Here is a 13,550-nt window from a genome sequence, read left to right as displayed (position 1 = left end):
TGAGGCCACCCGGCGCTCACCGTCACACCCCTCTCACAGCTTCGCGATCGACACCTCGGTCGATTTCACGAACGCGATCACCTCGCTGCCAATCCTCAGTTCCAGCTCATGCACCGACCGCGTGGTGATCACCGAGGTGACGATGCCGGCCTGGGTCTGCACGTCGATTTCCGAGACCACCGGCCCCTCGATGATCTCCTTGATGGTGCCCTTGAACTGGTTACGTACGTTGATCGCCTTGATGGTCATGGTGTGGCTCCTTAGCAGTTGGGAGCACCGTCGTTGCAGTGCGTGAATGCAGAGTGCACCGCAAAGATAAAAATCAAAAAGAATAAATAACGACAAATATAGATCCGTTTGGAATATGAAAAGCTGTATATCAACATTCCTAAACGTTATTTATTTAAGGTTTTTTAGATCATTTAGCATCGGCAGGGCCCGGCCTTGAGGCCCGAACCTTTTTGCACAGGTAACCCGCGTGAGCGCCACGTTGCATACCCCTCGATCGACCCCGCTGCAGATTGCCCGCGACCTGGCCCAGACATTCAGCCGCAGCGTGGTAGAGCGCGACCGCAAGGGCGGCACGCCCAAGGCCGAACGCGATGCCCTGCGTGCCAGCGGCCTGCTGGCCCTGAGCATCCCCCGCGAGTTCGGCGGGCTGAACGCCACCTGGAGCCAGACCTTCGATGTGGTGCGCGAATTCGCCCGGGTCGACAGCTCGATTGCCCATGTGTTCGGCTTTCACCACCTGATGCTGGCCACCGTGCGTCTGTTCGGCGCACCTTCGCAATGGCAGCCCTGGTACGAGCTGACGGCGCGCAAGAACTGGTTCTGGGGCAATGCCCTCAACCCCCTCGACACCCGCACCATCGTCAAGCACCACGGCAGCTGGCGTGAATTCTCCGGCAAGAAGAGCTTCTGCTCGGGCGCCAGCGATTCACAAATGCTGATTGCCTCGGCCGTCGACGAGGCTGCCGGGGGCAAGCTGCTGATTGCCGCGATACCCAGCGGTCGCACCGGCATCACCCTGCATGACGACTGGCACAACATGGGCCAGCGCCAGACCGACAGCGGCAGCGCCACCTTCGAACGGGTACGCGTGGAGGAAGGCGACCTGCTGCTCGACCCCGGCCCGCTGAGCACGCCGTTCGCCTGCCTGCGGCCGCTGATCGCCCAGCTGCATTTCGCCAACATCTGCCTGGGCATCGCCGAAGGCGCGTTCGAAGAAGCGCGCCAGTACACCCTCAACGAGACCCGGCCCTGGTTCAAGTCCACAGCCCTTGATAGCCGCGACGATCCTTATGTGCTGGGCCACTTCGGCGACTTCTGGGTACGCCTGCAAGGCGCCCGGCTGCTGCTCGACAACGCCGCCGGCGAACTCGACCGGGCCTGGGCCAAGGGCGCCGCGCTCGGCGCAGACCAGCGCGGCCGCGTGGCGGTGGCCATCGCCACCGCCAAGGTGGCGGCCAGCCGCGACGGCCTGGAGCTGTGCAGCAAGGTCTTCGAGGTCACCGGCGCCCGCGCCACGCAGGCCTCGGTGGGGCTCGACCGGCACTGGCGCAACCTGCGCACCCAGAGCCTGCACGACCCGCTGGATTACAAACTCCACGAACTGGGCGACTGGGCCTTGAACCAGCGCCTGCCGATTCCGACGTTCTATTCATAGTGTGACTGCCATGCAATTGTTGACCCTACCGCCCTCGCCCGCGTTGGCCACCTCGATCCGCGCCACCGCGCAGGTGTTCGAAGACCCCAAGTCACGTGCGCTGCTGGCGCACCTGCAACAGGTGGCGCCCAGCGAAGCCAGCGTGCTGATCATCGGCGAGACCGGTACCGGCAAAGAGCTGGTGGCGCGCCACATTCACAACCTGAGCGGGCGACGTGACAAGCCGTTCGTGGCCGTCAACTGCGGCGCGTTTTCCGAATCGCTGGTCGAGGCCGAGCTGTTCGGCCACGAGAAAGGCGCCTTCACCGGCGCCCTGGCGGCCAAGGCCGGCTGGTTCGAAGAGGCCAACGGCGGCACCCTGTTCCTCGACGAGATCGGCGACCTGCCGATGCCGATCCAGGTCAAGCTGCTGCGCGTGCTGCAGGAGCGCGAAGTGGTGCGCCTGGGCTCGCGCAAGAGCATTCCCATCGATGTGCGGGTACTGGCCGCCACCAACGTGCAGCTGGAAAAGGCGATCAATGCCGGGCACTTTCGCGAAGACCTCTATTACCGTCTGGACGTGGTCAGCCTGGAGCTGGTGCCGCTGCGCGAACGCCCCGGCGACATCCTGCCGCTGACCCGCCACTTCATCGATGCCTACAGCCAGCGCCTGGGCTACGGCCAGGTGCGCCTGAGCGCCCAGGCCGAGCACAAGCTGCGCACCTACGGCTGGCCGGGCAACATCCGCGAGCTGGAAAACGTCATCCACCACACCCTGCTGATCTGCCGCGACGGCCTGATCGAGCACGACGACCTGCGCCTGTCGAACATGCGCATCGAACGCCAGGACGACAGCCCCAGCCAGGACGACTCGGCCCAGGCGCTGCTCGAACGGGCCTTCCAGAAACTCTTCGAGGAACAGGCCGGCGCGTTGCACGAACAGGTCGAGGACGCGCTGTTGCGCGCGGCCTACCGCTTCAGCCACTACAACCAGGTGCACACCGCCAACCTGCTGGGCCTGACCCGCAATGTCACGCGTACCCGCCTGATCAAGATCGGCGAACTGGCGGTCAATCGCCGCCGGCCCACCGGCGCCACCCAGGGCGAGCGGGTGCTCAACCTGTCGATCTGATCAGCCACGCGCGGCATACACCGCATTGCCGGCGTCTGCTGCCAGGCGCCGGAACACCAGTGCCGAGGCCATGCACGCCAGCCCGCACAGCAGCATCACCCAGGCCACGTCGCTGGTGACGGGGGTGGCGTGCCCGCGCAGGTTCATCAGCCCCCCCAGTAGCGAGGCGGCCAGCCCCACCGACAGGCTCATGCTCAACTGCACCGTCATCGCCGACAGGCTGCTGGCCCGGCTGCTCAGCGCCGCCGGTACATCCGCATAGGTCAGCGCGCCCAGGGTGCTGAACTGCAGCGAACGGATCACTGCGCTGGCGAACAGCATCAGCACGATCACCCAGTACGGCGTATCGCTGGTAAAGCTGGCACAGGCCCCCAGGGTCAGCCCGGTGAGCAGCGCATTGCCGGTGAGCGTGCGACGGATGCCGAAGCGGCGCACCACGCGCACTGCCAGCAGCTTCATCAGAAACGCCCCCGCGCCGCCCGCCAGGGTCAGCAGTCCCGCATGCAGCGGGCTAAGGCCAAAGCACAGCTGAAACATCAGCACCAGCAGGAACGGGCCCGACGAGGTACCCAGGCGCAGCAGGTTGCCGCCCCAGAAGCTGATGCGGTAGCTGGGAATGCGCAGCAGCGACAAGTCCAGCAGCGGTTCGGCGCAGCGCCGTGCATGGCGGATGTACCACGCGCCGCACAGCAGCCCCGCCCCGATCATCACCGCCACCCACGCTCGCGGCAGCAGGCCGTGGCCCAGCGCCTCGAAACCGAACACCAGCGCCCCCAGCGCGGTGCCGCTGAGCAGCAGCCCGCGCACATCCAGCGCCCGCGCACGAACCCCGGGATAATGCGGTACATGGCGCAGCACCAGCACGATGCCCACCAGGCCGATGGGCAGGTTGATCAGGAAGATCCAGTGCCACGACACGAACGTCACCATCAGCCCGCCCAGCGGCGGCCCGATCATCGGCCCGATCAGCGCCGGAATGGTCAGGTACGACAGGTTGCGCATCAGGTCTTCGCGCGGCGACCAGCGCAGCAGGATCACCTGCCCCACCGGCACCATCATCGCCCCCGCCGCGCCCTGCAGCATGCGCGCCAGGCACAGCTGCAACAGCGAGGTGGAGGCCGCGCAGGCCAGCGACGACACGATGAACAGCACGATCGCCACCACGAACAGCCGTCGTGGGCCGAAGCGGTCGGCGGCCCAGCCACTGACCGGCACGCACAGCGCGGCGGCCAGCATGTACAGCGACACCACCAGGTTCATGCGCACGCTCGGCGCGCCGAAGTCGCTGGCCATCTGCGGCAAGGCCGTCATCACCACGGTGGAGTCGATCAGTTCCATGCACAGCGCGCAGCCGATGATCATCGGCACCTTGCGCGAAACCGGCCGCAAGGCCGGCAGGGGTTCGGCCATGGTCACTCAGAACAGCCCCGAGGTCGGCGGCGGCGTGCCCTTGAGGTACCAGGTGCCGACCGCCGAGGCCTTCCAGTGGCGCGGGTTGTGGTTGGCCACCGTACGCGCGTTGCGCCAGTGCCGGTCGAGGTTGTGGCTGCGCCCGGTGGTGGACGCACCGCCCACATCGAACAGCAGCTCGGCGGCCCGCAGCGCCGATTCGGCGGCGATGTACTGGGCCTGCGCCACGTCGATGGCGGCCTGATCCACCGCCTGCGGGTCCAGTTGCAGGGCCCAGGCGTGGTCGATCACCGCTGCGGCCTTGAGCACCACCGCTTCGGCGGTGAAGGCGCGCGCGGCCACTTCGCCCACGCTCAGTTGCACATAGGGGTCGTCCACCGACTGGCTGGCGCTGCTGTGCTTGATCGGTCGCGCATGCTCGCGGGCAAAGCGCACTGCATCCTCCTGGGCATTGCGCGCGATGCCGGCCTCCACGGTGGCGAGGAACAACTGCAGAAACGGGGTGACGATGGTGCGCTTGCCCTCTTCCACGGTGCGCGGACGGATCTCGCTGGCCAGCACCTGCACATCGTTCAGGCGCGTGGTGCCACTGGCGGTCAGGCGCTGGCCCATGGCGTCGAAGTCGTCCACCAGCTCCAGGCCCAGGCGATCGCGCGGCAGCACGAACGACACCGGCCTGTCCTGTTCGTCCAGCGCCACGGCGCTGACCCAGTCGGCGTACAGCGCGCCCGTGCTGTAGTACTTGCTGCCGCTGACGCGAAAGTGCTCGCCATCGGGCACGATGCGTGCGCTGATCGCGCCATTGGCGCCGCCCACCTCCCAGCCTGCGTTGCCCAGCACGGCGCCGTCCAGGTAGCGCGCGAACCAGCGCTGGCGTTCCTGCTCTGCACCGCTATGGTCGGCGGCCAGCAGCCCTTCGACGAAGGCAAAGCCCGGGCGCAGGGCCTGGGCCACATTGGAGTCCACCGAGGCCACCCGTAGCAGCAGGCCGATCACGTCGCTCACCGAGCCGCCGGGGCCACCGTAGGCGAGCGGGATGCGCACGGTATAGAGCCCTGCGGCGGCCAGCTGGCGTATGGCGTCATACGGCAGCTGGCGCTCACGTTCACGCTCGGCTGCACCGGCCGCAATCTCGGGAAGCAAGGCATCCAGGCGTTGATGCAGGTGCGCAACGCTGGTCAGTGCGTGTTGGGGGGCGTGTTTGGGGACTTTGGACAAATGCGGCATGGGCGCCTCCTTGGGCGTTTGAAAACTCTCAGGCAGATTCGGTAGCGGGTGTTTCGTCGACCTGGCCAGCGGCCTGGCGACTCCACAACCGGTGGTACTGGCCGCGCTGGCGCAGCAGCTGTGCATGGCTGCCGTCCTCGATCAGGCGGCCCTTGTCGAACACCAGGATGCGGTCCAGGTGCGCCACCGTGGACAAGCGGTGCGCGACCACCAGCACGGTCTTGCCGCGCATGATTTCGTCGAGTTTTTCCTGGATGAAACGCTCGGTGAGCGAGTCCAGGCTGGAGGTGGCTTCGTCCATCACCAGGATCGGGGCGTTCTTGAGCAGCACCCGGGCAATCGCGATGCGCTGGCGCTGGCCACCCGACAACTTGACCCCGCGCTCGCCCACCAGCGAGTCGTAGCCGTGTTCCATGCTGTCGATGAAGTCGTCGGCGCCGGCGCGGCGGCTGGCATGCACCACGTCCTCGAAGCTGGCCTCCAGGCGCCCGTAGTGGATGTTCTCGCCGATGCTGCGGTGGAACAGGCCAGGTTCCTGGGGGATCAGGCCGATCTGCTGGTGCAGCGAATGCTGGGTCACTTCGCGCACATCGCGTCCATCCACCAGCACCTGGCCGCTGTTGACGTCGTACAGGCGCAGCAGCAGGTTGAGCAGGCTCGACTTGCCCGAGCCCGAGGTGCCCACCAGGCCCACGGTCTGCCCCGCCGGGATCACCAGGTTCAGGTGCTGGAAGATCGGCTTGTCGGGCGCATAGCCGAAGCTCACGTCGCGAAACTCGATGTCGCCGCGCACCGGCGGCAGCGCCCGTGCGCCGGGGTGGTCCACCACCTCGTGGGGCCGCACCAGGGTGCGCACGCCGTTGGCGATGTTGCCGGTGGCCTCGAAGAACTCCAGAAAGCGCCGCGACAGGTTGCTCACGTCATTGATGATCAGCAGCGACAGGCTGGTGGCCATGACGAAGGTGGCGATGTCGATGCGCCCCACGTACCACTGCTGCAGCGCAAGCCCCAGCATGCCCAGCTTGAGGGCCACGCCGCCGGCCGACTGGAACCAGCGGATCTTCTCCATGTACCAGAACGAGCGGTAGGCCGCGTCCACCTCGCGGTCAAGGTAGTGCCCCAGGTAGCCGTGCTCGAACGGCTGGCGGGCGAACAGGCGGATGTTGGTGAGGTTGCTCACCGCGTCCACCACCTTGCCGTTGCTGGTGCTGCGCGCCGCCGAATACTGCTGCGCCAGCGGATGGCTGCGCCGCGCCAGGACATAGCAAACGCCAATGAACAGCAGCGACCAGCCGAGCATGAACGCGGCCAGCAGGCCCGAGGCGCTCCACAGCAAGGCGGTGGCCAGGCTCAGGGTCAGCGCCAGGCCGAGCATGTCGAACAGCAGGATGCCCAGGGTCTGGTTGACCCCCAGCGCCACCTCGGCGATGCGGTGCGCCAGCGCCCCGGCGAACTCGCTGCTGACAAAGCGCTGGGAATGGCGTTGCAGGTAGGCGAACAAGGCATGGGTCACGGTTCGCCGTTGCAGCGGCAGCACCTTGATGTGGCAGGCGGCGGCGCTGCGGGCGCTCAGCAGTTCCAGCACCAGCAGCGTGCCGAACAGGCTCAGGGGCGCCACCAGCCCCGGCAGCGCGGCATGCACCGAGGCGGCCTCGGTCACCTGCCGGGTGATCAGGCCCAGCGCCCAGGGGATCAGCACCGCGCTGACCACGGCGATGCACTGCAACAGCAGGATGCTTGAGTACCAGACCTTGTAATTGCCGATGCACAGGCGCACGAAGGCCAGCGGCGTGTCCGGCAGGTGGTCGATCTTCCAGTGGTGCAGCCGTCGTCGCGGCGTGAGGCGGGTCGAGAAATGCAGGCTCATGGTTCAGATCGCCAACTTGAGGAATTCGAACGAGGTACGGCGGCCGCTTTCCAGGTGCGGAATGGCCTCCAGCAAGGCCAGGGTGTAGGGATGCTGCGGGTGGTCGAACACGTCGCGTACCGCCCCGCTCTCCACCGCCACGCCGTCCTTCATCACCAGCACCTCGTCGCTGACCTGGTTGATCACCCCCAGGTCGTGGGAGATGAACAGGCACGCCAGGCCCAGGCGCTGCTTGAGGTCGTCGAGCAGTTCGAGGATCTGCGCCTGTACCGACACGTCCAGCGCCGACACCGGCTCGTCGCACACCAGAATCTGCGGCCCGGCGGCCAGCGCGCGGGCAATCGCGATGCGCTGGCGCTGCCCGCCCGACAGCTCGATGGGGCGCCGGTCGAGCAGCGCCGCGTCCAGGCGTACCAGGCCCAGCAGTTCCTCGGCCCGCCTGCGCCAGTCGGTGCGCTTGTGCCCGGCCACCTCCAGCGCCTCGAACAGCACGCGCTGCACGTTGTAGCGTGGGTCGAAGGAGCTCAGCGGGTCCTGGAACACCACCTGGATGCTGCGCCGCAACTGACGCTTGTGCGCCTCGGAAAGCTTCAGCCAGGGCTGGCCCTTGATCTGGATATCGCCGCTGTCGGGGGTTTCCAGGCCCAGGATCATGCGCGTCAGGGTGGTCTTGCCCGAGCCCGACTCGCCGACGATGCCCAGGGTCTTGCCGCGGCGCAGTTGTAGCGACACCTGGTTGACCACGGTGCGCATCTGCCCGTCCGGGCCCTTGAACGCCTTGCTCAGCTGGCGCACCTGCAACAGCGGTGGCTCCTGGGGCGGCGCCACGATGGCCAACGGCGTTCGTGCTGCCCCCGGCGTGCGCCGAAAGTGCACCGCCCGGCCGGCACGCAGCAGAAACTGCGTGTAGGGGTGCTGCGGGTCGTGCAGCACCGCCTCGACGCTGCCCTGCTCGACGATCACGCCGTTGTGCATCACCGCCACGCGGTTGGCCAGGCGCGACACCACCGCCAGGTCGTGGCTCACGATCAGCATCGCGGTGTTCTCGCCACGCAGCGATTCGAGCAGGCTCAGCACCTGCGCCTGTACCGTGGCGTCCAGCGCGGTGGTCGGCTCGTCGGCAATCAACAGGCGCGGGTTGCAGGCGATGGCCGAGGCGATCAGCGCCCGCTGGCGCAGCCCGCCCGACAGTTGATACGGGTACTGGCGGGCGCGCAGTTCCGGCTGCGGCACGCCGACGGCGCGCAGCAGCTCGATCACCCTGGCCTGGCGCTGCGCGCGGTCGAGCCCGGTATGCAGCTGCAGCGGCTCGGCGATCTCCTTGCCCACCGGGCGCAAGGGGTCCAGCGCGCCCAGGGCATCCTGCATCACGAAGCCGATCTGCGCGCCGCGCACCTGGCGCCAGGTGCGCTCGTCGAACTCGCGCAGGTCGTGCCCGGCAAAGTCCAGGCGGCTGGCCTGCACCTGGGCATGGGCGCCGGTCAGCCCGGCCAGCGTGCGTGAGGTGACACTCTTGCCCGAGCCCGACTCGCCCACCAGCGCCAGGCACTCGCCCTGGTGCAGCTGGAAGCTGATGCCCTTGAGGGTGGGCACGGCCTGGGCGCCAAAGCGCACGTGCAGGTCCTGTACATCGATAAGCGGTGCGCGACTCATGGGCGTTTACCTTCGCTGCGGCGCAGCAGTTCGCGGCCGATCGTACTGATCGAGACCACGGTCAATGTGATTGCCAGGGCGGGCCAGGCCACCAGCCACCAGGCGTTGGCCAGGTAGTTGCGGCCCACGGCGAGCATGCCGCCCCACTCCGGCTCCGGCGGCGGCGCGCCAAAGCCCAGAAAGCTCAGGGCCGCGCCCGAGACGATGTTGCCGCCGATGCCGATGGTGGCCAGGATCAGGATCGGCTTGATCGCATTGGGCAGTACATGGCGCAGGATCACCGCGTGCCGGCCCAGGCCCAGGGTGGTGGCGGCCTCGACGTAGCCGGCACCGCGCACCACCAGGGCCTGTGCGCGCACCAGGCGTGCATAGCGCGGCACGCTGGCGATGCCCACGGCAATGATGGTGTTCAACTGGCCCTGGCCGAAGAAGGTGATGATCACCAGGGCCAGCAGCAGGTCGGGGAATGCCAGCAGCACATCCACCCCGCGCATCACCGCACCGTCCAGCCAGCGCGGGCCGAGCCCCGCCGCCAGGCCGAACAGGGTGCCCAGCAGCAGGCCGATGGCGGTGGCCGACAGGCCCAGCACCAGCGACGGGCGCACCGCGTACACCAGCCGGGTGAGGATGTCGCGGCCGTTTTCGTCGGTACCCAGCCAGTACAGGCTGTCGGGGGCACGAAACGCCTGGCGCGCACTGGCCTCCAGCGGGTCGCCCGCCACCAGCCAGTGCGGCTGGATGGCCGCAATCACCAGCAGCAGCACGAACAGCCCGGCCAGCACCAGGCCCGGGCGGATGGCCCAGCGCCGCACCTTGCGCCGCCGGGCCACGAACAGCGGCTCGGCGGCAATCAGGCCGACGCTCGCGCTTTGATTGATGGGCGCCATGGGCACCTCCACAGGCTAGGGGTTGCGGCTCAGGGCGCCGGGTTCGGGGTGTGCGCGTGGATCTGCTCGATGCGCGCCAGGGTCTCGCCGCTCAGTTGCAGCTCAAGCGCGCCGATGTTCTCGCGCAGTTGCGCCAGGCTCGTCTGCCCGGTCAGGGCGCTGCTGACGAACGGCTTGCCGATCACCGCAGCCAGGGCCAGTTGCGCGGGGCTCACGTCCAGCTCGCGGGCCAGTGCCACGTAGGCGGCAATGGCCTGCTGCGCCGACGCGCTGTCGTAGCGGTTGAAGGTGCGGTACACCGACGACAGGCGCGAACCTTCGGGCCGTGCACCGCCCAGGTACTTGCCGGTGAGCGCGCCGAAGGCCAGCGGCGAATAGGCCAGCAGGCCCACCCCTTCGCGGTGGCTGAATTCCGACAGGCCGCCTTCGTACAGGCGGTTGAGCAGGCTGTAGGGGTTCTGGATGCTGACGATACGCGGCAGCCCCAGCACCTCGGCCTGGCGCAGGAACTGCCCTACCCCCCACGGGGTTTCGTTGGACACGCCGATATGGCGGACCTTGCCCGCCTGCACCTGCTCGGCCAGCACCTGCAGGGTTTCGCCGATGGCAATGGCCTGCGGGTCGTCGACATACGGGTACTCGCGCTGGCCGAAGAAGTTGGTGCTGCGGTCGGGCCAGTGCAGCTGGTACAGGTCCAGGTGGTCGGTCTGCAGGCGCTTGAGGCTGCCGTCCAGCGCGGCGACGATGTTGGCGCGGTCGTGGCGGCTGAGGCCATCGCGGATATGCGTGCCGCTGCCGGGGTTGCGCGTGGGGCCGACGATCTTGCTGGCCAGCACGATATCGCTGCGCCGGCCGGTCCGGGCCAGCCAGGTGCCGATGAAGCGCTCGGTGCTGCCCCAGGTGTCGGCATGGGTCGGGGTCGGGTACATCTCGGCGGTGTCGACCAGGTTGACACCGTGGTCCAGCGCCAGGTCCAGCTGCTGGTGGGCGTCCTGCTCGCTGTTCTGGTGGCCCCAGGTCATGGTGCCCAGGCCGATGACGCTGACCTTGATGTCGCTGTTGCCCAGTGTGCGGTAGTTCATGGGGTGTGCCTCGCTAATCGGTTCAGACGGCTTCTGCCGCACGTTGGTACTGGCTGGCCGGGTACGGCAGGCCCAGGTGGTCGCGCAGGGTGCTGCCGGTGTATTCACGGCGGAACACCCCGCGCTGCTGCAGCAGCGGCACCACCTGGTCGACGAACACCTCGACCCCCGAGGGGAACATGTCGGGCATGATGTTGAAGCCATCGGCGGCGCCGGCGCGGAACCAGTGCTCCAGGGTGTCGGCGACCTGTTCCGGGGTGCCCACCAGCAGGCGGTGGCCCACCAGGATGCGCCGCGACAGTTCGCGGATGGTCAGGTTCTCGCGCCGTGCCAGGTTCAACTGGGCTTCGAGAAAACCGTGCGAGCCGCGCTCGAATTCGCTGACCGGGCCAATACGCTCCCACGGCAGCGGCGCGTCCAGGTCCAGCTCGTCGGGGGGCAGGCCGATGCGAAACGCCAGTTGCTGCACCAGCCCCGCCTCGCCGCTGTAGGCGTTCAGTTCATCGAAGCGCGCACGGGCTTCGGCCTCGGTGCTGGCGATCACGGTGGACAGCCCCGGCATGATCTTCAGGTGATCGGGGTTGCGGCCCCACTGGCGTGCGCGCTGTTTCATCTCCTGATAGAACGCCTGGCCGTCGGGCAAGGTGGTCTGGGTGGTGAAGATCGCGTCGGCATAGCGCGAGCCCAGGGCCTTGCCGCCCTCGGACGAGCCGGCCTGTACCAGCACCGGCCGGCCTTGCGGCGAGCGCGGCAGGTTGAGGGGCCCCTTGACCGAAAAATGCTCGCCCACGAAGTCGATGCTGTGCACCTTGTGCGGGTCGGCGAACTGGCCGCTGGCGGCGTTGCCGATGATCGCGTCGTCCTCCCAGCTGTCCCACAGCTTGAGGGTCACGTCGATGAACTCGTCGGCCCGCGCATAGCGGTCCACATGGCGCGGCGCGCCGGCCAGGCCGAAGTTCTGCGCGGCGGCGTCGCCGGCGTTGGTCACCACGTTCCAGGCCGCCCGGCCGCCACTGATGTGGTCCAGCGAGCTGAAGCGCCGCGCCAGGTTGAACGGGTCGTTGTAGCTGCTGGACGCGGTGGCGATCACCCCGATGTGCCGGGTGGCCAGGGCCACGGCCGTCAGCAGCACGGTCGGTTCCAGGCGCCCGGCCGGGTGCTGGGCGATGTCGCCCGCCAGCGCCGGGCCGTCGGCGAGGAAGATCGCGTCCAGGCACCCCCGCTCGGAAATGCGCGCGATGTTGCGGTAGTACTCGACGTCGAGGTAGGCGTTGGCCGGTACTTCGGCCTTGCGCCAGGCGCTGGCATGCGCGCCGAAGCCGAGGATGTTCATGCCGATGCTCATCTGTCTTGCGATCTGGCTCATGGCTGCTGCTCCTGAATGAAGGCGGTTACACCGCGCTGGCTTCGTCGCGCACGGTGGTGCCGTCCTGGGCATGCAGCGCACGCCAGGCAGCACCGGGGCTGACGCCGTTGAGGTAGTAGTTGCCCAGCGCGCGCTCGCGGTAGATCGCCGGGTTGTGCGAGGCCAGGGTGCGCGCATTGCGCCAGTGCCGGTCCAGGCGCCGGGCCTGGCTGGTGGCCGACGCGCCGCCCACCTCGAACAGCAGGGTGGTGACTTCCAGCACCTGCTCCAGCACGATCTGCTGGGCCTGGAAGGTGCGGATATCGGCCTCGACGTAGTCGGCTTCCTGGGCGCTGTCGTTCAGCTCGGCCTGGTGTACCCGCTCGAGTACCTCGGCGGCAGCCAGCACCAGGGTTTCGCTGGCATAGGCCAGGCTCGACAGGCGTCCGATCACCCGCTGCACCAGCGGGTCGTCCTTGGGGCTGGACTGGCCCGGCACGCCGAAGGCGCGGGTGCGGCCCTGGACGAAGGCGGTGGCATCGCGCAGCGCGGCGCGGGCGATGCCGGCCAGGGTGGCGAGGTGGAACAGCTGATAGAACGCCGAGATGTATGACTCGGCGCGCAGCTCGCCGGGCTTGAAGCGGCGCAGCACATGCTGCTCGGGCACCGCCACCTGCTCGAAGCGTGTGGTGCCGCTGCCGCTCAGGCGCTGGCCGAAACCGTCCCAGTCGTCTTCACGGGTCACGCCGGGGGCGTCCACTGCCACCACCACGCTGACGAAATCCTTGTCGTGCATGGCCACGGCCGCCACCCAGTCGGCGTAGATAGTGCCGGTGCAGTAGTACTTCTCGCCGTTCAGGCGCCAGCCCTCCTCGGCGGCCTCCAGGCTGACCGAGTTGGTGCTGCTGTCGCTGCGCTCGGCCATTGCCGCGCCCCACAGCTGCCCGGCCACCACCTTGGCGAACCAGTAGTCCTGGGACGCCGGTTCGCGGGCCGACAGCCGCCCTTCGACGAAACCGAAGTGCGCGCGCACGATCTGCGGCAGGTTGGAGTCGGCCTCGGCCAGGTCGATCAGCAGGCCAAACAGCACCGGCAGGCTGATGCCGGCCCCCCCATGCGCCTGGGGCACGCGCAGCGCCGTGAAGCCGGCATCGCGCAGCAACGCCACGGCCTCGAAGGCCAGTTCGCGCTGCTGTTCTCGCGCCACCGCACCCTCGCCGATCTGTGCGAACAGCGGCTTGAAGCGCGCCTGCAGCGCAGTGTAGGAATTGGATTGGGTCATGACAGGTCCTTGCTTGGGGG

Annotated in this window: 11 protein-coding genes; 2 read left to right on the top strand and 9 right to left on the bottom strand. The window is 68.0% G+C overall.

Translation table 11 applies throughout. The annotated features are described in order from the left end of the window. Window positions 1–33 precede the first annotated feature (33 nt). On the bottom strand, window positions 34–249 hold the full coding sequence (locus tag V9K84_RS08330; RefSeq protein ID WP_043862773.1) for a TOBE domain-containing protein: 216 nt from the start codon (window positions 247–249) through the stop codon (window positions 34–36). A gap of 229 nt (window positions 250–478) precedes the next feature. Between V9K84_RS08330 and V9K84_RS08325 the strand changes: the two genes are divergently transcribed. Together V9K84_RS08325 and V9K84_RS08320 are read left to right on the top strand one after the other, a co-directional pair. Then, a complete protein-coding gene (locus V9K84_RS08325; protein ID WP_043862772.1) occupies window positions 479–1,666 on the top strand; it encodes an acyl-CoA dehydrogenase family protein in 1,188 nt (395 codons plus the stop codon). A gap of 10 nt (window positions 1,667–1,676) precedes the next feature. Next, window positions 1,677–2,777, top strand: coding sequence for a sigma-54 dependent transcriptional regulator (locus V9K84_RS08320; RefSeq protein WP_043862771.1), 1,101 nt, complete (start codon window positions 1,677–1,679; stop codon window positions 2,775–2,777). Here V9K84_RS08320 and V9K84_RS08315 read toward each other — a convergent pair whose 3' ends face one another. From V9K84_RS08315 to V9K84_RS08280, 8 genes are read right to left on the bottom strand one after another with little or no spacing between them, the layout of a single operon-like run. Beyond that, entirely contained in the window at window positions 2,778–4,187 is a 1,410-nt protein-coding gene (locus V9K84_RS08315) for an MFS transporter (protein ID WP_256582835.1), read from the bottom strand. Between the two features lie 6 nt (window positions 4,188–4,193). Continuing rightward, window positions 4,194–5,414, bottom strand: coding sequence for an acyl-CoA dehydrogenase family protein (locus V9K84_RS08310; RefSeq protein WP_088514919.1), 1,221 nt, complete (start codon window positions 5,412–5,414; stop codon window positions 4,194–4,196). Between the two features lie 28 nt (window positions 5,415–5,442). After that, on the bottom strand, window positions 5,443–7,281 hold the full coding sequence (locus tag V9K84_RS08305; RefSeq protein WP_088514920.1) for an ABC transporter ATP-binding protein: 1,839 nt from the start codon (window positions 7,279–7,281) through the stop codon (window positions 5,443–5,445). Between the two features lie 3 nt (window positions 7,282–7,284). Further along, window positions 7,285–8,934 carry an ABC transporter ATP-binding protein gene (locus tag V9K84_RS08300; RefSeq protein WP_088514921.1) on the bottom strand — a complete coding sequence of 550 codons (1,650 nt, stop codon included), beginning with the start codon at window positions 8,932–8,934 and terminating at the stop codon, window positions 7,285–7,287. Beyond that, on the bottom strand, window positions 8,931–9,821 hold the full coding sequence (locus V9K84_RS08295; RefSeq protein WP_063611979.1) for an ABC transporter permease: 891 nt from the start codon (window positions 9,819–9,821) through the stop codon (window positions 8,931–8,933). Before V9K84_RS08295 ends, V9K84_RS08300 begins: the two co-directional genes overlap by 4 nt. A 29-nt stretch (window positions 9,822–9,850) precedes the next feature. After that, window positions 9,851–10,903 carry an NADP(H)-dependent aldo-keto reductase gene (locus tag V9K84_RS08290; RefSeq protein WP_078480993.1) on the bottom strand — a complete coding sequence of 351 codons (1,053 nt, stop codon included), beginning with the start codon at window positions 10,901–10,903 and terminating at the stop codon, window positions 9,851–9,853. A gap of 22 nt (window positions 10,904–10,925) precedes the next feature. Beyond that, entirely contained in the window at window positions 10,926–12,269 is a 1,344-nt protein-coding gene (locus tag V9K84_RS08285) for an LLM class flavin-dependent oxidoreductase (RefSeq protein ID WP_088514922.1), read from the bottom strand. A gap of 25 nt (window positions 12,270–12,294) precedes the next feature. Next, a complete protein-coding gene (locus tag V9K84_RS08280) occupies window positions 12,295–13,530 on the bottom strand; it encodes an acyl-CoA dehydrogenase family protein (RefSeq protein ID WP_058540179.1) in 1,236 nt (411 codons plus the stop codon). Window positions 13,531–13,550: the final 20 nt, after the last annotated feature.

The organism is Pseudomonas sp. AE27, from assembly GCF_037113495.1.
GTDB classification, from domain to species: domain Bacteria; phylum Pseudomonadota; class Gammaproteobacteria; order Pseudomonadales; family Pseudomonadaceae; genus Aquipseudomonas; species Aquipseudomonas palmensis.
Note: the sequence above shows the minus strand (reverse complement) of the source record. Positions and strands in the feature narration are given on the sequence as shown.

Excerpts from the sequence above, each read along its gene's own strand:
- V9K84_RS08330 (WP_043862773.1), bottom strand. The coding sequence starts at position 249 with ATGACCATCAAGGCGATCAACGTACGTAACCAGTTCAAGGGCACCATC.
- V9K84_RS08320 (WP_043862771.1), top strand. The coding sequence starts at position 1,677 with ATGCAATTGTTGACCCTACCGCCCTCGCCCGCGTTGGCCACCTCGATC.
- V9K84_RS08315 (WP_256582835.1), bottom strand. The coding sequence starts at position 4,187 with ATGGCCGAACCCCTGCCGGCCTTGCGGCCGGTTTCGCGCAAGGTGCCG.
- V9K84_RS08310 (WP_088514919.1), bottom strand. The coding sequence starts at position 5,414 with ATGCCGCATTTGTCCAAAGTCCCCAAACACGCCCCCCAACACGCACTG.
- V9K84_RS08305 (WP_088514920.1), bottom strand. The coding sequence starts at position 7,281 with ATGAGCCTGCATTTCTCGACCCGCCTCACGCCGCGACGACGGCTGCAC.
- V9K84_RS08300 (WP_088514921.1), bottom strand. The coding sequence starts at position 8,934 with ATGAGTCGCGCACCGCTTATCGATGTACAGGACCTGCACGTGCGCTTT.
- V9K84_RS08295 (WP_063611979.1), bottom strand. The coding sequence starts at position 9,821 with ATGGCGCCCATCAATCAAAGCGCGAGCGTCGGCCTGATTGCCGCCGAG.
- V9K84_RS08290 (WP_078480993.1), bottom strand. The coding sequence starts at position 10,903 with ATGAACTACCGCACACTGGGCAACAGCGACATCAAGGTCAGCGTCATC.
- V9K84_RS08285 (WP_088514922.1), bottom strand. The coding sequence starts at position 12,269 with ATGAGCCAGATCGCAAGACAGATGAGCATCGGCATGAACATCCTCGGC.
- V9K84_RS08280 (WP_058540179.1), bottom strand. The coding sequence starts at position 13,530 with ATGACCCAATCCAATTCCTACACTGCGCTGCAGGCGCGCTTCAAGCCG.